At 72.5% G+C, this 17,797-nt stretch carries 16 protein-coding genes and 1 riboswitch; of the genes, 5 read left to right on the top strand and 11 right to left on the bottom strand.

Features of this window, described 5'->3' with window-relative positions:
• From AB0J71_RS20720 to AB0J71_RS20735, 4 genes are all read left to right on the top strand, one after another.
• The gene (locus AB0J71_RS20720) at positions 1–1,401 is read left to right on the top strand and encodes a fumarylacetoacetate hydrolase family protein (RefSeq protein ID WP_352329651.1); all 1,401 of its coding nucleotides are present in this window, start codon (positions 1–3) and stop codon (positions 1,399–1,401) included.
• 21 nt (positions 1,402–1,422) lie between these two features.
• Positions 1,423–2,334 (top strand): 4-hydroxy-tetrahydrodipicolinate synthase, encoded by a 912-nt coding sequence (gene dapA / locus AB0J71_RS20725; protein WP_352329653.1) that lies wholly within the window; start codon positions 1,423–1,425, stop codon positions 2,332–2,334.
• Positions 2,334–3,800 carry a 5-carboxymethyl-2-hydroxymuconate semialdehyde dehydrogenase gene (gene hpaE / locus AB0J71_RS20730; RefSeq protein ID WP_364415533.1) on the top strand — a complete coding sequence of 489 codons (1,467 nt, stop codon included), beginning with the start codon at positions 2,334–2,336 and terminating at the stop codon, positions 3,798–3,800. The genes dapA and hpaE overlap by 1 nt, the downstream gene beginning before the upstream one ends.
• 122 nt (positions 3,801–3,922) lie before the next feature.
• A complete protein-coding gene (locus tag AB0J71_RS20735; protein ID WP_364415535.1) occupies positions 3,923–5,182 on the top strand; it encodes a lamin tail domain-containing protein in 1,260 nt (419 codons plus the stop codon).
• Between the two features lie 68 nt (positions 5,183–5,250).
• On the opposite strand, the gene AB0J71_RS20740 is transcribed toward AB0J71_RS20735, so the two are convergent.
• The 9 genes from AB0J71_RS20740 to AB0J71_RS20780 form a co-directional block, all read right to left on the bottom strand.
• Positions 5,251–8,004 (bottom strand): DUF5682 family protein, encoded by a 2,754-nt coding sequence (locus tag AB0J71_RS20740; protein ID WP_364415537.1) that lies wholly within the window; start codon positions 8,002–8,004, stop codon positions 5,251–5,253.
• The gene (locus tag AB0J71_RS20745) at positions 8,001–9,113 is read right to left on the bottom strand and encodes an AAA family ATPase (RefSeq protein WP_352329618.1); all 1,113 of its coding nucleotides are present in this window, start codon (positions 9,111–9,113) and stop codon (positions 8,001–8,003) included. Before AB0J71_RS20745 ends, AB0J71_RS20740 begins: the two co-directional genes overlap by 4 nt.
• 14 nt (positions 9,114–9,127) lie before the next feature.
• The gene (locus AB0J71_RS20750; protein WP_364415539.1) at positions 9,128–10,429 is read right to left on the bottom strand and encodes a VWA domain-containing protein; all 1,302 of its coding nucleotides are present in this window, start codon (positions 10,427–10,429) and stop codon (positions 9,128–9,130) included.
• Entirely contained in the window at positions 10,426–11,937 is a 1,512-nt protein-coding gene (locus AB0J71_RS20755; protein WP_364415541.1) for a hypothetical protein, read from the bottom strand. Before AB0J71_RS20755 ends, AB0J71_RS20750 begins: the two co-directional genes overlap by 4 nt.
• Entirely contained in the window at positions 11,937–12,440 is a 504-nt protein-coding gene (locus AB0J71_RS20760) for a hypothetical protein (RefSeq protein ID WP_352330836.1), read from the bottom strand. The genes AB0J71_RS20755 and AB0J71_RS20760 overlap by 1 nt, the downstream gene beginning before the upstream one ends.
• Before the next feature lie 183 nt (positions 12,441–12,623).
• Entirely contained in the window at positions 12,624–13,037 is a 414-nt protein-coding gene (locus AB0J71_RS20765; protein ID WP_352330834.1) for a cupin domain-containing protein, read from the bottom strand.
• A 16-nt stretch (positions 13,038–13,053) separates the two neighbouring features.
• Entirely contained in the window at positions 13,054–13,869 is an 816-nt protein-coding gene (locus tag AB0J71_RS20770) for a phosphoenolpyruvate hydrolase family protein (protein ID WP_352330832.1), read from the bottom strand.
• Positions 13,869–15,092, bottom strand: coding sequence for a Tm-1-like ATP-binding domain-containing protein (locus AB0J71_RS20775; protein WP_364391205.1), 1,224 nt, complete (start codon positions 15,090–15,092; stop codon positions 13,869–13,871). The genes AB0J71_RS20770 and AB0J71_RS20775 overlap by 1 nt, the downstream gene beginning before the upstream one ends.
• A 10-nt stretch (positions 15,093–15,102) precedes the next feature.
• Complete coding sequence (locus AB0J71_RS20780; RefSeq protein WP_352331479.1) at positions 15,103–15,600, bottom strand: nuclear transport factor 2 family protein; 498 nt, start codon at positions 15,598–15,600, stop codon at positions 15,103–15,105.
• Positions 15,601–15,697: 97 nt separating this feature from the next.
• Here AB0J71_RS20780 and AB0J71_RS20785 point away from each other — a divergent pair, with 97 nt between their 5' ends.
• Entirely contained in the window at positions 15,698–16,246 is a 549-nt protein-coding gene (locus AB0J71_RS20785; protein WP_352331481.1) for a TetR/AcrR family transcriptional regulator, read from the top strand.
• Between the two features lie 52 nt (positions 16,247–16,298).
• Here the strand turns inward: AB0J71_RS20785 and AB0J71_RS20790 are convergent, their stop codons facing one another.
• Positions 16,299–17,018 (bottom strand): CHAP domain-containing protein, encoded by a 720-nt coding sequence (locus AB0J71_RS20790; RefSeq protein ID WP_364391201.1) that lies wholly within the window; start codon positions 17,016–17,018, stop codon positions 16,299–16,301.
• Between the two features lie 14 nt (positions 17,019–17,032).
• Positions 17,033–17,170: riboswitch (cyclic di-AMP (ydaO/yuaA leader) on the bottom strand.
• 260 nt (positions 17,171–17,430) lie between these two features.
• The gene (locus AB0J71_RS20795; protein ID WP_352327888.1) at positions 17,431–17,778 is read right to left on the bottom strand and encodes a luciferase family protein; all 348 of its coding nucleotides are present in this window, start codon (positions 17,776–17,778) and stop codon (positions 17,431–17,433) included.
• Positions 17,779–17,797 lie beyond the last annotated feature (19 nt).

The raw sequence follows: 17,797 nt of genomic DNA on the forward strand, positions 1-17,797 counted from the left end.
GTGGGACACCCTCTCGGACTGTCACCAGGGAAGATCGTCGCGGTCCATCTGAACTACCGCAGCCGCGCCGCCGAGCGCGGTCGTGTCCCTGCCGTCCCCTCCTACTTCCTCAAGCCGCCGACCTCCCTGTCCTGGTCCGGACGGCCCGTGGTGCGTCCCGAGGGCTGCGAGCTGCTGGCGTTCGAGGGCGAGATCGGCATCCTGATCGGCAGCCGGGCCCACCGCGTCTCCCCCGGGCGCGCGCTGGAGCACGTGGCCGGGTACGTGGCGGCCAACGACTTCGGCGTCTACGACTTCAAGCACGCCGACCTCGGCTCCAACCTGCGGGCCAAGGGCCAGGACGGATTCACGCCGGTCGGCTCCGAACTGCTGACCGGCGCCGATCCCGGACGGTTGTGGCTGCGCACGTACGTCAACGGCGAGCTCGCCCAGGAGGCGTGCACCGACGAGCTGCTGTTCGGCTTCGACCTGCTCGTCGCCGACCTGTCCCGGTACATGACGCTGGAGCCCGGCGACCTGATCCTGGCCGGCACCCCGGCGGGCTCGACCGTCGTCCGGCCCGGCGACGTGGTGGAGGTCGAGCTGGAGGGCACGGCCCGGCTGCGCAACGAGGTCGTCGCCGGCCAGGAGCCACCCGCGGCGTACGGCGTCCAGCCCCAGGTCACCGAGGCGACCAGGGCCGCCGCGTACGGCGCCGCCCACCCCGCTCCCGGCCCCCTCACCCCGGAGGTCGTCGCCGCGCTGCGCTCGGTCTCGACCGCGACGCTCTCCTCCCAGCTCCGCGCGCGCGGCATCGACCACCACTTCATCGAGGGCGTCCGCCCCGCCCGTCCCGACCTGCGCATGGTCGGCGTCGCGCGCACCCTGCGCTACCTGCCGCTGCGTGAGGACGTCTTCGCCGAGCGCGGCGGCGGCATGAACGCCCAGAAGCGCACCGTCGAGGAGCTCCAGCCGGGCGAGGTGCTGGTCATCTCCGCCCGCGGCGAGCACGGCGCGGGCACGCTGGGCGACATCCTGGCCATGCGCGCCCTGCGCCGCGGCGCGGCCGGCGTCGTCACCGACGGCGGGCTGCGCGACAGCCCCTCCTTCGCCTCCCTCGACCTGCCCTCCTACTACGGCGCCGCGCACGCCGCCGTGCTCGGCCGCCGCCACGTCCCGATGGACTCGCAGGTGCCGGTGGACTGCGGCGGCGTGCTGGTGTGCCCGGGCGACGTGCTGGTGGGCGACGCGGAGGGGGTCGTCGTCATCCCGCCCGCGCTGGTCGCCGAGGTCGCCCGGGACGCCGCCCGGCAGGAGGACGAGGAGCGTTTCATCCTCGATCGCGTCCGCGAGGGCGCCTCGATCGACGGCCTCTACCCGCTGAAGGGCGCCTGGCGCGAGGCGTACGAGCAGCAGCGCTGACCCCCCAAGAAGGAGAACCCCATGAAGTTCCGCTCGGATCCGTCGACCATCCGCGGATCCATCGCCCCCGTGGTGACGCCGTTCGCCGCCGACGGGTCGCTGGACCTCGGCTCGTTGCGCTCGCTGGTGCGCTGGCAGCTCGACCAGGGCTCGCACGGCATCTCGACCGGCGGGTCCACCGGCGAGCCCGGCGCCCAGTCCGTCGAGGAGCGCGTCGCGGCGATGGCCGTGGTGGCCGAGGAGACCGCCGACCGGGTGCCGTTCCTGCCCGGCACCGGCTCGGCCAAGCTCGACGAGACGCTGCGGCTGACCGCCGAGGCCGAGCGCCTGGGCGCCGACGCCGCCCTGGTCATCACGCCCTACTACGCCCGTCCCACCCAGGAAGCCCTCTACCGCTGGTACGCCACGGTCGCCGCCGAGTTCCCCGCACTGCCGATCGTGATCTACAACGTGCCCTCGCGCACCGCCGTCGACATCGCCCCCGCGACCGTGGCCAGGCTGCGCCGCGACCACGACAACATCGTCGGCATCAAGGAGACCACCAAGGACTTCGAGCACTTCTCGCACGTGCTCAACCTGTGCGGGCGCGACTTCCTCATGTGGTCCGGCATCGAGCTGCTCTGCCTGCCGCTGCTGGCCATCGGCGGCGTCGGCTTCGTCAGCGCGGCGGCCAATCTCGCGCCGAAGACCGTGGCCCGCATGTACGAGGCCTACACCGCGGGCGACCACGCGACCGCGCTGGAGCTGCACTACTCGCTGCACCCGCTGGTCGAGCTGCTGTTCGTGGAGACGAACCCGGCGCCCGCCAAGTGGGTGCTGGAGCAGCGCGGCCTGATCGCCTCCGGCCACGTACGGGCCCCCCTGATCACCCCCACCGAGCCCGGCATCGCCCGGATCAACGAACTACTGGCACAGAGCGAGGGAGTCGCCTGATGAAACTGGAGCACTACATCGGCGGCCGGCACGTCCCGAGCCAGTCCGGTGCGACCTTCACCGCGCTCGACCCGACCACGAACGAGCCGTACCTGGAGGTCGCCGCGGGCGGCGCGGCCGACGTGGACGCGGCCGTCGCCGCCGCCCAGAAGGCGTTCACCGACGGCCCGTGGAGCACGATGCCCGCCGAGCAGCGGGCCGGGACGCTGCGCGCGATCGCGGCGGCCATCGAGTCCAGGGACGACGAGATCGCCGCGCTGGAGTGCCGGGACACCGGCCTGCCGATCACCCAGGCCCGCGGCCAGGCCCGCCGCGCCGCGCACAACTTCCGCTTCTTCGCCGACGTCATCACCACCATGGGCGAGGACGTCTACCGCGTCGGCTCCGCGCAGCTCAACTACGTCGTGCGCAAGCCGGTCGGCGTGGCCGGGCTGATCACGCCGTGGAACACGCCGTTCATGCTGGAGACCTGGAAACTGGCCCCGGCGCTGGCGGCCGGCTGTCCGGTGGTGCTCAAGCCCGCCGAGTGGTCGCCGGCCTCGGCGAGCCTGCTGCCGGAGATCATGGAGGAGGCCGGGCTGCCCGAGGGCGTGTTCAACCTGGTCCACGGCATCGGCGAGGACGCGGGCGCGGCGCTGGTCGCCCACCCCGACGTGCCAGTGATCTCCTTCACCGGCGAGAGCGGCACCGGGCAGACCATCATGCGCAACGCCGCGTCGTCACTGAAGACGTTGTCCATGGAACTGGGCGGCAAGTCGCCGCTGCTCGTCTTCGCGGACGCCGACCTGGACCGGGCGCTGGACGCGGCCGTCTTCGGCGTGTTCTCGCTGAACGGCGAGCGCTGCACGGCCAGCTCGCGGATCCTCGTCCAGGACACCGTGTACGAGGAGTTCGTGGCCAGGCTGGCCGAGCGGGCCGCGCGGGTTCGCGTCGGCGCGCCCGGCGACCCCGCCACCGAGCTGGGCGCGCTCATCCACCCCGAGCACTACGAACGGGTCATGGAGTACGTCGAGCTCGGCTCGCGCGAGGGCGCCCGCCTGGTCGCCGGCGGTTCCCGGCCCGAGCACCTGCCGGCGGGCAACTTCCTGGCCGCGACGGTGTTCGCCGACGTGACCCCGCACATGCGGATCTTCCAGGAGGAGATCTTCGGACCGGTCGTCTGCGTGACGCCCTTCTCCACCGAGACGGAGGCGGTGGAGCTGGCCAACGCGACCCGGTACGGCCTGGCGGCGTACCTGTGGACCAACGACCTGCGCCGCACGCACCGGCTGGCCCAGTCGATCGAGGCGGGCATGGTCTGGGTCAACTCCCAGAACGTGCGCGACCTGCGCACGCCGTTCGGCGGGGTCAAGGCCAGCGGCGTGGGCCGGGAGGGCGGCAGGCACAGCATCGACGTCTACACCGAGTCGCACATCGTGCACCTGGCCACCGAGGACCTGCCGATCCCCCGATTCGGCGCCGCCTGAGCCGGCACGTCCCCCGCCGGGCCGTGCCCCGGCCCGGCGTGGGACGTGGACGCCGAGAAGTGCGCGGAGTTACGCTCCGGTGGCCGATACGGCGGTGATGGCTATTTTTGGGGGGGAACCCAATGAGCTACACACTTTTGCGCGGCAGCTTCGTGATCCGTTACCCGGACCTTCCCCGGCAGGGCCCCGAGCCCGACGGCGACACGATCAAGTTCAGGCCGGACACGCCCGCGCTGGTCGAAGGGCTGGCCCGGCCGTCCGGACGGCCCCCGGAGCTCGGCGCGCGCGGCATCTCCGTGCGCCTGGAGGCCATCGACGCCCTGGAGACCCACTTCCAGGACACCCACCAGGAGCCGGTCGGCGCGAACGCGGCCCGTGACGAGCTGCTGCGGCTGCTCGGCTTCACGAACGTGCGCTTCTTCGACGACCTGCCCAACAAGGTCCAGTCTGCCGACCAGGACGAGCTGCGCGGGCACGTCCTCAGCAACGGCATCGACGCCAACGGCCGGCTGATCGGCTTCGTGTTCGCCGGCGAGCACCCCGGGCCCGACGGGCAGGCCGTGTTCCTCGACGAGGCGCTGGTGGACACGTCCGCGAACGCCAGGCTGCTGGCCGCCGGGCTGACGTACCCGGCCTTCTACGCCACGCTGCCCGCGACGCTGCGCACCCACCTGGCCGGCGTGTCGCGTGCGGCCAGGACGGCGGCGGCGCCCACCGGCATCTGGCCGCGCTCGGCCGCCGACCCCGACGGGCCGGCCGAGGTCGGCTCGCTGGACGCGCTCACCCGGCTGGTCATGTGGCCGAAGTTGTTCCGCCGGCTGGTGCCCTATCTGGCGACCGGGGCGGCGAACCTCGACGGCTTCGACGCCTGGCTCCGGGCCGACCCCGTCAACCGGGACGACGCGGTGTTCCTGCTGGACCGGCTCGAACACGGCAACCTGCACGACGTGATCCGGGCGTCGGGCAACCAGATCCAGCTCACGGCCTGGCCCGAGGACTTCGTCATCAGCCCCGACCCCGCGCCGCCCGGCGCGCCCGTCGGCGCGCGCCCGCCGTCCACCGGGGACGTGCTCATCGTGGCCGCGCTGCCCGACCCGGTGGGGGCCGACCGGGGACATGAGACCGTCACCCTGCTCAACGTCACCGGACAGTCCGTGGACCTCGGCGGATGGCGGCTGGCGGACTCGGCGGGCGGGCGCATGGAGCTGACGGGGGTGCTCGCGGGCGGGGGCGTGCTGCAGGTCGTGCTCGACGGCCGGGTACAGCTCCGCAACCAGGGCGAGACCATCCTCCTGGTGTCCCCCGAGGGCGTCACGATCGACCAGGCCGCCTACAAACCCGACCACGTCCGCCCCGGCCACACCATCTGCTTCGGCCGCTGACCCCCGCCCCCTCCGCGCAGGGAAACCCCGCCCCGAGCACCGGCGGTCCGGCGGTCGGGGCGGGGCCGTCAGGTGAGGAGGGTTGCCAGGGCGGTGGTTGTGGCGGGGTGGGCGGTGAGGAGGGTCTCGACCGCGCGGTTCCCGGGCCCGGCGGCGGATGCGGCCTGTCGCCAGCCGCCCTCGCAGCCCAGCAGCCCCGCCACCGCGTCGCATGCCGCCTGATGCCCCGCCAGCAGCTCGGCGACCGGCCCGGACACGACCGCGGGGGCCGCCTTCGGTGTGGCCGCCGCCGTCCGGGCCCACGGGGGTGTCCAGGCGTCGACCGCCGTCAGGCTGCCGGGGAACGTGCGCCCGGCCTCCCGGACGAGGACCGGCATCAACTCGCCCGCCTGGTCGCGCAGCGTCGTGATCAGCTTGGGCAGCCACGGCAGCAGCACCTGGTCGGGCAGCCGTCCGAACGCCTTGGAGATCACCTCCACCACGAACCCGGACAGCGCCGGAGCCGGCTCCATCGCCTGCACGAACCCGGTGATGTACTGCGGGAACGACGGGATGACCAGCGGGTTGCCGAGCAGTTCGTCGCACCGCGACCGCAGCTCGGCCAGCGGCAGCAGCCCCAGCAGGTGCTGGGCCGCCCACAGCAGCGCCACCTTGGCCGGCGCCTCCGGATGCGACTGCCGCACCGCGATCTCCAGCTGCGCCCGGTCGCACCCGAGCGCCAGCGCCAGCCCCTCCATCGTGAACAGGAACCCGAGCATCGCCGACACCTGCCGCACCCCGGTGTCGTCCTCGACGAACGCGGTCGGGAGCAGGGTGCAGTAGTGGGCGTACCCCTCGGTCACGAACGCCTCGCACCACGCCGGCAGCGTGGGTTCGGCGGTGCGGTAGTAGGCCAGCAGGCGGCGGATGCGGCGCAGCACGTCGGGGGCGTCGTCGACGCCGCGCTCGCCGGCCAGCAGCTCCACCGCCCGCGCGCCCAGCTCGTCGGCGACGCGCCCGCCGCCCAGGTAGAGGATGGCGTCCTCGACGGCGGCCAGGGCCACGGCGGCGGTGGCGTCGGGCTCCCACACCGCGCGGCGCAGCCGCTGCTCGACCACCTGCTCGATGGTGACGCCCTCGTAGCCGAGCTCGATGATGGCCCGCTGGTTGCGGCCGAGCGCGAGGTCCCAGCTCTCCTGGATGGACCGCTCGCCGAGCTTGCGCTCGCCCATGATCGGCCGGGCCGCGTCGGCGGGCAGCACGAAGCGCAGCATCCACAGCAGGTCGGAGCAGGGCCGCAGCTCCGGGTCGGAGTGCAGGTCGAGCAGCGCCCGCTGGATCGTGCGCTTGTCGAAGTCGACGCCGAGCGGCCGCAGCCGGTCGTAGACGTTCTGGGCCAGCGGCGGCAGCGCGTCGTAGCCGACCGAGCCGATGCGGTCGCCGCCGAGCAGGATCTCGCACAGCCGCCGCACGTCGCGCCGGCCCGGCACGACGTCCTTCTCGATGCAGGTGACCGCCGCGTCCTGGAAGTCGTACGGCGTGGGCCTGGCCCGGTTGCGCATGCCGGCCAGCAGGATCGACGTCTCGAACACCGCGATGGCGTCGGCGGTGCTGGCGAGGTAGCCGTTGCGCCGGGCCAGCCGGACGATGTCGACGCTCCAGCCCAGCAGCTCGGCCTCGTCGAGCGCGTCGAGCGTGGGCGGCCTGGACAGGAAGCCGGTCAGCCGGTCGGCGACCTGCGCCGGCGCGGCGGGCGCGGGCAGCTTGACCGGCCGTTTCCTGGCCCCCTTCTGCCCGGCCAGCTGGAACGGGGTCAGCTTGCTCCGCGTCACCGCCTTGGCCCAGGTGGCGGCGGCGATCGACACCGACCCCGAGGCCAGCCCGAACTGCGCCTCGATGGCCGAGTGGCTGGAGGGGATCAGCCCGTACAGCCAGCGGGTCGCGGTGCGGAGGCCGATCTCGTACGGGGCCGTGGCGGCCAGGCCGAACTGCTCGACGCGGCTGGCGGCGTGGAAGGCGCCGCAGACGTAGAGGCAGTCGGCCGGGTCGGCGCCCGAGGCGGACAGGTGCTCGCGCATCCTGGTCCACATGTAGCGCTCGCGCTCCTCGTCGCCGGCCAGCCGGTCGTCGTCGGGGCGCAACCGGCGGAACAGGCTGCCGATGAGGACCATGACCTGGCGGTAGGTGTCGTAGTCGGCGCCGGAGAGCGGCTGCTCGACGTACTGGTCCCACCACTCCGACCAGTGGCGGACCTTGCCGTGGTGGAGCAGGTGCTCCTCCAGCTCGGCGAAGCGGGGGCGCAGGTCGCCGATCTCCACGCCGACGGCGTCGCCGTGCAGGCCGGCCTCCTCCCCCGGTTTCGCCGGCTCCTGCCGTTCGCGCGGCAGCCACTGGAAGACGTGGTCGGCCGAGCGGTCGACCAGCACCAGCTCGACGCCCGGCGTCTCCAGCGCGTACGAGATGGCCTGGTACTCGGCCGACGCCTCGGTGATCGGGGCCACCACGCTCAGCGGCCCCGAACCCTTGGGGAAGCCGTCGAGGTCGGTGGCGAACGCCTGCAGCGCCACCGGGAGCCGGCAGTTGCGCAGCTCGGTCAGCAGCGGCGCCAGGTCTTCGCAGAGCTCCAGGTAGATGACCTTGGGCTGCTTCTCCCGCAGGCGGCGCACCATGGCCAGCGCCGAGGCCGGCGAATGGTGGCAGACCGGGAAGATCTCCAGCTCCTCGCGCAGCGCCCGGTCGACGTCCTCGACCATGCCGGTGAGGATGGACGACACCGCGCCGTCGCCCGCGAAGGCCGAGGCGGCCTCGCTGAGCTGATCCTTCAGCGGTTGGAAGAGGCTCATGACAGGGTGGAGATGGCCTGGCGGCCGCCCTCGAGGAAGTCCTGCCACGGGCCGCCGTCCTTCTTGCTGCGCGGCTCGACCACGCCGTGCCAGTACTTGTTGAGGATGGCCAGGTCTTCCGGGCTGCGCCGGGCCAGCGAGCCGACCAGGGAGCCGGCCAGCGTCTCGGGGCGCAGTGTGCGGTCGCCGAAGAAGTGGCTGTGCAGGATGGCGTCCTCCAGCACGCCGATCTGCTCGGCCGTGGACAGCGCGGACTCCAGCTTCTCGTCGTCGCTGGTCGCCGAGGCGGCCGCGGCCCGCAGGTCGGCGAAGCTCTGCAGCAGGATGTCCAGCAGCGTGGGCGGCAGGTCGAGCTCGATCTGGTGCCGGCGCAGCAGCTCCTCGGTACGGAACCGGACGATCTCCGCCTCGCTCTTCTTGTTCGTCACCACCGGGATGCGGACGAAGTTGAAGCGGCGCTTGAGCGCGGACGACAGGTCGTTGACGCCCCGGTCGCGGCTGTTGGCGGTGGCGATGATCGAGAAGCCGGGCTGGGCGAAGACGATGTTGTCGTCGTCGAGCTCGGGGATGGAGACGTACTTCTCCGACAGGATGGAGATCAGCGCGTCCTGGACGTCGCTGGTCGAGCGGGTCAGCTCCTCGAAGCGGCCGATCACGCCCTGCTCCATGGCGTTCATGATCGGCGAGGGGATCATCGACTCGCGCGACTGGCCCTTGGCGATGACCATCGAGACGTTCCACGAGTATTTGATGTGGTCCTCGGTGGTGCCCGCGGTGCCCTGCACGACCAGCGTGGAGTTGCGGCAGATCGCCGCGGCCAGCAGCTCGGCCAGCCAGCTCTTGCCCGTGCCGGGGTCGCCGATCAGCAGCAGGCCGCGGTCGGAGGCCAGCGTCACGATGCTGCGCTCGACGAAGCTGCGGTCACCGAACCACTTCTGCGGGATCTCGCGGTCGAGCCCGTCGGAGCGCTCGGAGCCGAGGATGAAGATGCGGATCATGCGCGGGCTGAGCCGCCACGAGAACGGCTTGGGGCCGTCGTCGACCGACTCCAGCCAGTCGAGCTCGTCGGCGTACTTCACCTCTGCGGGGGCGCGCAGCATGTCACTCATGGTCGGGGGTTCTCCTAGGTGAGGAAGTTCTTGAGCTCGAAGACGAGCTTGCGGACATGGCCGGAGAGCACGGGGGTGCCCAGGTCCTTGAGTTTCTGGCGGTACCACGGGTCGACGCTCTGGCTGCCGGAGCTGTTGACCGAGCCGACGGGGATGAACTTGACCCCCGAGCGGTGGATCGACCCGAAGTCGTTGATCAACGAGCGGTTGTCGTAGAAGTCGGAGATCCACACCATCACGGTGTTGCGCGGATCGGCGATCTTCGGCCTGGCCAGGGCCATCGCGGCCGTGCCGTCGGTGCCGCCGCCGAGCGTCGTGCGCAGCAGCACCTCGAACGGGTCGTGCACCCACGGCGTCAGGTCGAGGGCGCGGGTGTCGTAGGCGATGAGGTGCACGTCGACCTTGGGCAGGCCGGCGAAGATCGAGGCCAGGATGGTGCAGTTGACCATCGCGTCGACCATCGAGCCCGACTGGTCGACGACCACGATGAGCCGGGCCGGCGTGGTGCGGCGGGCCGTCTGCCGGTAGTAGAGCCGGTCGACGTAGAGCCGCTGGTCCTCAGGGCTCCAGTTGGTGAGGTTCTTCCAGATCGTGCGCTCGATGTCGAGGTTGCGGAAGACCCGCTTCGGCGGCACCGACCGGTCGATCACGCCCACGCTGGTCTTCTCCACCTGCGTGCGCAGCACCTCGGCGACCTCGTCGACGAACCTGCGGATGAGCGCCTTGGCGTTGGCCAGGGCGACGCCGGACAGGTTCGACTTGTCGCGCAGCAGCTGCTCGATGAGCGACATGCTGGGCGTGAGCTGCCTGGCCAGAGCCGGGTCGGCCAGCACCTCGCGCAGCCGCATGCGCTTGACCAGGTCGCCCTCGATCATGGCGAGGACGGCGGCCAGCTCTTCGTTGCCCGGCCCGTTCCGCAGGCCGCCGGTCTCGCAGCCCATGCCCTTCTCGAACCAGGCGGCGTCCTGCTTCCAGCGGGCCAGGTCGCCCGCCGTGACGTCGCCCGTGCCGGTGGAGAACACGTTGAGCAGCAGCTTGGAGACCAGCGCGGCGCGGCGCACCTCGCCGCCCTCCTCGTGCTCCTTGTCGGCCATCAGGTCCTGGAGCTCGGCGCCCAGCTCGGGGAAGCGCTGGACCAGCGTGTCCACCGAGACGCCGGGGTCGAGCAGCGCGGGCGGCAGCTCCAGGTCGCCGACGATGCCCATGCTGGCGGTCTCCAGCGCGGGCTGCTCGTCGGCCGAGAACAGCCGCGACATGAGCCGCCAGTACAGCACTTGGCGCCGGGTCTCGTCGGCGCTCGTGGTCGAGTCGGTCATTTCCGCAGCAGCCGTCCTGCCCGTTCGCGCAGCACGGCGACCACGTCGCCGGCCTTGGCCTCGGCCTTGACGACCTTGGGGTCGGTCGGGCCGTTCGCCCAGTCGCCGTTGTGCACGGTGACCGGCTTCTTCTTGACCGTGGCCTGGACGGCGAGCGGCTGCAGCAGCCACCTGCCGCCGTCGCGGCGCACCAGCCCGACGCACGCCGAGGACGCGGCCACCAGCTCCGGAGTGAGCGGGCAGCTCGCCGGGAGCCGGTCGAGGTCGAGGGCGAGCTTGTTGCCGCCCAGGTCGAGGGTGTGCCCGTCGACCGTGTACCCCTCGACCAGCACCGGCTCGGCGATGCGCACGGGGTGGCGGTCGAGCGGCGGCGTGGCCGGGGCCAGCGCGCCCGCGAGCCGCACCCGGGCGGTGGTGAACGGGTCGGCCTCGGCGCCGGTGCGGGCGCGGTCGTCGTGCCACAGCAGGTCGCCGCCGGGCAGCAGCGGCATGCCGTCGATCTCCACGGACAGGTGGCCGGCCAGCGCGCCCATGAGCACGGGCCGCCCGCCGAACAGCCGCCACACCGACGGCCCCACGATGGTGTCGACCTTGGCCGCCGCGACGCTCGTGCGCACCAGCCGGGCCTGCCCGCCGGCCTCCTCCAGCACGCCGTGCACCTGCACCCGGACGACCGTGGCGTGCTCGTGCACGTCGGCGCCGAGGATCAGCAGCCGCCCCGACACCGGCTCGGGCACGCCGTGCCACGGCCCGGACTGGGCGAGCAGCAGCCCGCGCGTCCACAGGTCGGCCCACCGCCTGAGCGGCAGCCGGTCCATGGTCGCCACCGGGGACGAGGCCCGCAGCTCGGTCGTCAGCCCGTCGAGCAGCACCGCGAGCCCGCGCAGCTCGGGCACCCCGAGCAGCGCCTCGATCGCCTGGTCGGCGCCGGAGACGAGGTCGTCGTCGACGCCCCGCCAGCCGGTGATCGCCAGCTCCCGCAACCAGACCCGGCACCCGGCCAGCAGGTTCTCCGGCACACCGCCGGACGCCGCCCCGGCGCCCGGCCCGCCGCCGACGGACGCCGCCCCTGTTGTGGCGTCCGTGGCGGCGTCCGTGGCGGCGTCCGTGGCGGCGTCCGTGGCGGCAGCCGTGGCTGCGTCCGTGGTGGCGGCCGTGGCGGCGGCCGGCGGCCAGGGCGCGCGGCTGCGGCCCAGAGCCTGGTCGAAGCGGGCGAGCAGGGCGTCGTGCACCGCGCCGAACAGCGCGGCCCGCCCGCCGGCCAGCGCGGCCAGGTGCTCGTCGGCGACCGACCCCGCGGTCACCTTCTCCACCGCCTCGCCCAGCCGGTCGCCGAGCGGGGAGCCCGCGAGCGCGCCGGCCAGCGCGGCCAGCGCCGCGGCGGGCTCCTCGGCGACCCTGGCGAACCCGTGCCCGAGCGCGCCGTCGAACCCCGTGGCGAGCGCGTGCGCCTCCTCGACCCCGGCCGGCCCGTCGCCGGCCAGCTCCCCGAGCTGTACGTCGAGCATCAGCCCACCCTTCCCGTCTCGGGCCCCGTCGCCGGGAACCAGTGGAGCTCGGCCAGCGGCTCGGTGCTGTCGGGCACCTCCAGGTAGGCCAGGTGGCGCAGGAACCGGCTGAACACCACGGCCGCCGGGGTGCGCTGAGGGGTGCCGTTCAGCACGCTCATCAGGTGGCCGCCCTCGGGCACCTCGACGCGCAGGTAGCGGGCCACCCGGTCGAGGCCGTACTGGAGCACGGCCTCGTCGGCCAGCAGGCGGATGTGCTTGCACGCGTAGCCGTGCAGCGCGCCGCACGGGCGGTTGTTGTTGGTGCTGCAGCTCAGGTCGTGGGTGCCGGCGGTGATCGAGGAGACGTAGACCCGCTCGATGTCGGACCCGCTCGACACGACCCCCTGCAACCTGCCGTCAGCCAGCTCGACGAAGGGCACCTTCGCCAGCTTGCGCGGCTGGACCGGCGGCACCACCCGCACGACGCTGCGCTGCTCCCACGCGGTTTCGTCCGCGTCCAAGGTCTCGACCTCCAGTCTGACGGCATGCTCGCGCCGACAGCCAACTCCGATGGGCTTGATCAACAGACCCGGAAATCTACCGGAGGCCACCGACAGACCGGACGTGAACGATCATTCGCACGGAGGTCGAGCACGCCGGAGGCCGTGCGCGGGCTCGTACCCCCGCGCACGGCGCCCCGCCGCTCAGGAGGTGACGGCCGCCCAGGTCGGGTGGTCGCCGGGGCCGAGCTCCACGAAACCGGGCAGCTCGCGCAGCGCCAGCTCGGCCCCGCCCGGCGTGTACGTCGCGATGATCCGCAGCGGCCGCCACCCGGTGTTGAAGGTGGAGTGCAGCGTGCCCTTCGGGATGTAGATCGCCTCACCGGCCCTGACCGGGAACTCCGGGTCGTCGCCGACGGTCTGCCGCCCCTCGCCCTCGATGACGTAGAGGACCTCGTCGGAGTCGGGGTGCAGGTGGCGTTCGTGGCCCTTGTTCGGGTTGATGACGACCTCGCCGAACGTGGAGGACGCGCCCGGCACGGCGTCGGGCGTCACGTGCCATTTGATGGCCCCCCAGTCGAAGATCATCGTGGGCAGGGCGTCCGGTGGTCGGTGCATGGCGGGTTCCTCCCGGTCAGAGCTGCTTGAAGGCGCGGACCTGTTCGGCGATGGCCCGCTCGGCGGGCAGGCGTTCCATCGAGGACGCGCCGAAGAACCCGGCGACGCCGACCGTGCGCTGCTGGATGTGGCGCACGTCGTCGGGCTCGGCGATGGGACCGCCGTGACACAGCACGATGACGTCGGGGTTGACGGCGACGGCGGCGTCACGCATCTCCTGGATGCGCACGGCCGCCTCGTCGAGGCCGATCGCGGTGACGGCGCCGATGCTGCCCTTGGTGGTCAGGCCCATGTGCGGGACGAGGATGTCGGCGCCCGCCCGCGCCATGGCCGTGGCCTGCTCGGGGGTGAACACGTAGGGGGCGGTGAGCAGGTCGCGCTCGGCGGCCAGCCTGATCATCTCCACCTCCAGGTCGAAGCCCATGCCGGTCTCCTCCAGGTTCGCCCGGAAGACACCGTCGATCAGGCCGACCGTCGGGAAGTTCTGGACGCCGGTGAAGCCCATGTCCTTCAGCTCGTCGAGGAAGCGCGGCAGCAGCCGGAACGGGTCGGTGCCGCACACCCCGGCCAGCACCGGCGTGTCCTTGACGACCGGCAGGACCTCCCCGGCCATCTCCACGACGATCGCGTTGGCGTCGCCGTACGGCATGAGGCCGGCGAGCGAGCCGCGGCCGGCCATCCGGAACCGCCCGGAGTTGTAGATGATGAGCAGATCGACCCCGCCCGCCTCGGCGGACTTGGCCGACAGCCCGGTGCCCGCGCCGCCGCCGATGATCAGCCGGCCGGCCTCCCGCTCGGCGCGCAACCTCCGTAGTGCCTCGTCGCGACGCATCAAGCCCCCTTCTCGATCAGCCGGTGCAGCCGGTCGGCGGCGGCCACGGCGAACTGCGCGTTGTTGATGTCCTGGTCGCTCTCGACGACCTCGACGGCGCTGCCCGCGACGGCCGCGAGCACGGCGTCGAAGCAGGCCGCGTCGGCCGCCGGGTCGTGGAACGGGCCGCCCTCGACGTCGACGGCCGAGACGCCGCCGCGCGGCACGAACAGCGTGACCGGCCCGGACGCGCGGGCCAGCCGCTCGCCGATCGCCCGCCCGATCTCGGCGTTCTCGGCCGGGGTGGTGCGCATGAGCGTCACCGTCGGGTTGTGCACGAGGAGCTGCCGGGACCTGAACCGTTCCGGCACGGTCTCCATCGGGCCGAAGTTCACCATGTCGACGGCGCCCAGGCTGACGACCTGCGGGATGCCGGCCCGCCCGGCGGCGGTCAGGCGGTCGGGGCCCGCCGACAACACGCCGCCGACGAGCTCGTCGGCCAGCTCGGTGGTGGTCAGGTCGAGGACCCCGGCGAAGTGGCGGCCGGCCGCCAGCGCCTCCATGGCCCGGCCGCCCGAGCCGGTGGCGTGGAAGACCAGCACCTCGTAGCCCAGGGACTCCAGCCGGGCCCGCGCGGCGTCGACGGCGGGCGTGGTGACGCCGAACATCGTGGCCGCGACCAGCGGTTTGTCCTCCCCGGACGGCTCGGCGCCGGCGTCGTAGGAGGCGGCCATCGCGCTGATCGCGGCGGCGGCGTTGGTCAGGATGCGGCGGGAGACGGAGTTGACGCCCGCGACGTCGACGACGCTGTACATGAGCGTCACGTCGGTCTCCCCGACGTAGGCCGAGACGTCGCCGCTGACCATGGTCGAGACGAGCAATTTGGGCAGGCCGACGGGCAGCGCCCGCATGACGGCGGCGGCGATGGAGGAGCCGCCGCTGCCGCCGAGCGCGAGCACGCCGCTCAGCTCGCCGCGGGCGTGCAGGTCCGTGGCCAGCGCGGTGGCCCCGGCCGCCATCGCGGCGAGCGCGGCGCCGCGGTCGCCGGCGCTCCTGAGCCGGTCGAGATCGGTGCCCGCGGCGCGCGCCACGGCCTCGGCGGGGACGTCGGCGGCCAGCGCCGGGGCGCCCATGACGCCGGTGTCCATGAGGACGACGCCCTGGCCGGCCCGCATGATCGAATCGCGGACGAGGGCGTACTCCTCCCCCTTGGTGTCGAGGGTGCCCAGCAGCAAGACCGCCATGTCAGACCTCCTACGATCGGCCTTCCGACCTTACCCCGGCGATCTCGGCGTGGCGGATGCCGAGGACGTCCACGCCGTGCTCGGACAGCGGGCGCGTGCCGAAGATGCGGCGTTCCTCCTCGGTGATGGCGACGTCGTTGATGCTGGCCTCGCGGCGGCGCATCAGCCCCGACGCGTCGAACTCCCACTGCTCGTTGCCGTAGCTGCGCCACCACTGGCCGGCGGCGTCGCGGGACTCGTACTGGAAGCGGACGGCGATGCGGTCGCCGGTGACCGCCCACAGCTCCTTGCGCAGGGCGTAGTCCAGCTCGCGGGCCCACTTGCGGCGCAGGAACTCCGCGATCGCGGCGCGGCCGGTGACGAACTCGCCGCGGTTGCGCCACACGGAGTCCTCGGTGTACGCGAGCGCGACGCGGTCGGGGTCGCGGGTGTTCCAGGCGTCCTCGGCGGCCTGGACCTTGATCCGGGCGGTCTCCTCGGTGAACGGCGGGACGGGCGGGCGGGTCATGGGCTGTCCTCTCCGATCGAGAGAACGGTCGTTCTCCCGGCTTGTGCGATAGCGTAGAGAACGAGCGTTCTCCGCGGCAAGCACCTGGAGGGGTGTCATGGATCACGAGCAGCGGTTGCTGGACGCCGCGGGCGACCTCTTCTACCGCCGCGGCGTGCAGGCGGTCGGCATGGACGAGATCCGGGCCGCCTCCGGCGTCTCGCTGAAACGCCTTTACCAGTGTTTCCCGTCGAAGGAGGCGCTGGTCGTGGCCTATCTGCGGCGGCGCGACGAACGCTGGATGGCCTCGCTCACCGCGTACGTGGCGGGTGCCGGCGACCGCATCCCGGCGGTCTTCGCGTGGCTGGAACGCTGGTTCACCGAGGACGACTTCCGCGGCTGCGGGTTCGCCAACGCCTTCGCCGAGCTGGGCGCCGGTTCGGCCGCCGTCCGCACGGCGGTGCGCGAGCACAAGGAGCGCCTGCGCGCCTACCTGCGCTCGCTCGCCGAGGAGGCGGGAGCCGGGGACCCCGCCCTGCTCGCCGAGCAGTTGCTCACCCTGATCGACGGCGCCACGGTGACCGCGATGATCTCCGGGGAGCCGGGCGCGGCCCGCTCGGCCGGACAGGCCGCGGCGGTTCTGGTCCACCGGCACCGGCGGCCCTGAGACGCGAAAGAGCGCACTCCCCGCGGGGAGTGCGCTCTTCGGCAGAGCAGGATCAGGCGGCGTAGGACGGGTAGCCGTAGCCGACGACCTGCGAGGTCGGCCGGACGCGCTGCTCGACCTTGCCGTTTCCGGTGTTGCCCTCGATCGTGGAGATCGTGCCGTCGCCGTTGTCCTTGACGACGAAGCCGACGTGCTGGATGTCGTTCAGGCTCTTGCTGCCGCTCCAGGAGAAGAAGACGACGGCGCCCGGCTTGGCCTCGGTGCCCCAGCGGTCGTTGGCGGCGAACCACTTGGCGTGGGTCACGGTGTAGGCGTCCCAGCCGACCTGCGGGCGGGCGCCGGTCTGCTCGCCGACCCAGGAGACGAACATCGAGCACCAGGGGGCGTTCAGGTACATGGCGCGGTTGCCGCCGTCACGCGCGGCGGTCTCGGCGGCGCGCTGGGAGTCGGCGTACCACTTCTGGAATTTGGTGCCGCCGCCGTTGGCGTCCTCGGAGGTGCCGACCTGAGCGCGGGCCGTGGCCAGCACCTGGGCGGCGGTGACGTTGACCTTGCCCTTGGCGCTCTCGTCGGCGGCGCTGTTCTGCGCGACGCGCGGCTGGGCGGCCACGCCGGCGACCTTGGCGGTCTGGGTTGCGGTGTGGGCGGTGGCGTGGGTGGCGTCGGCGTTCACTGCCGCGTGCGTGCCGAGCACGCCGGCGACGGCGGTCGCGCCGAGAGCGATCTTGGCGAGGTCGAGCTTGTAGGCACGGTGAAGACGGTGCTTGGCCATGAGGGTGTTACTCCTTGAGCTTCCGTGCCGCTTGCCGGGTTAGCTGACGGGTTCGGGCGGGAAGCTGCCCTACGGCACCACGGTGCCGATTCACCCCATTGGACACATGGGTCCCCGGTTCCGCGCACAGGCGGATTCAGCGGTCTCTTGGTCAGGCAAAGGGCTGACGCATCGTCTTCCCGGGCCCCGGAAAGGGCCTGAAGGTATATGTGCGACGCCCGGATGCGGAGATGTCCGCATCGATTCTGTACAACACGGGTCCCGCTTGGGTAATTCCCAGGCAATGCCATCCCTACCTGGGACGACTCCCCGTTCGGCTGGGTACAACCAAGCTACCCGGCGAGTAATTCCCCGGCAAATGGCGGCAATAATTTCGACGCTGCGTGCGAGAAACGCTACGCGCCGAATCGGTTCACGCCACGTGCGCCTTTATCGCCACGCTCGTGAGCGCCAGCAACAATTCCAGATCGGGCTCGGCGTCGACCTGCACGGCGACCCAGGCGCCGTCGCGGCAGGCGTGGACCTGGTCGCACGCCCCCAGATACGGCTCCAGGCGGCCGATGGCGGGGGCGGTGAGCCGTACGTGGATCTCGTCCCGGCCGGCCAGGCGCAGGATCTCGGTTCCGTGTACGGCGAAGGCGACCTGCTGACCGGTGCCGCTGACGTTCAGCGACGGCCAGGACCGTAACTCCGCGACCGCGCGGGCCACGTAGGGTCCGCGTCGCGTGGGCGTCCGCCGCCAGGCGGAGATTCCTGCCACGCTCCAATGCTGAGCCACG

Origin of the sequence: Nonomuraea sp. NPDC049637 (assembly GCF_040675235.1) — a bacterium.
In the GTDB taxonomy this organism is placed as follows: Bacteria; Actinomycetota; Actinomycetes; order Streptosporangiales; family Streptosporangiaceae; genus Nonomuraea.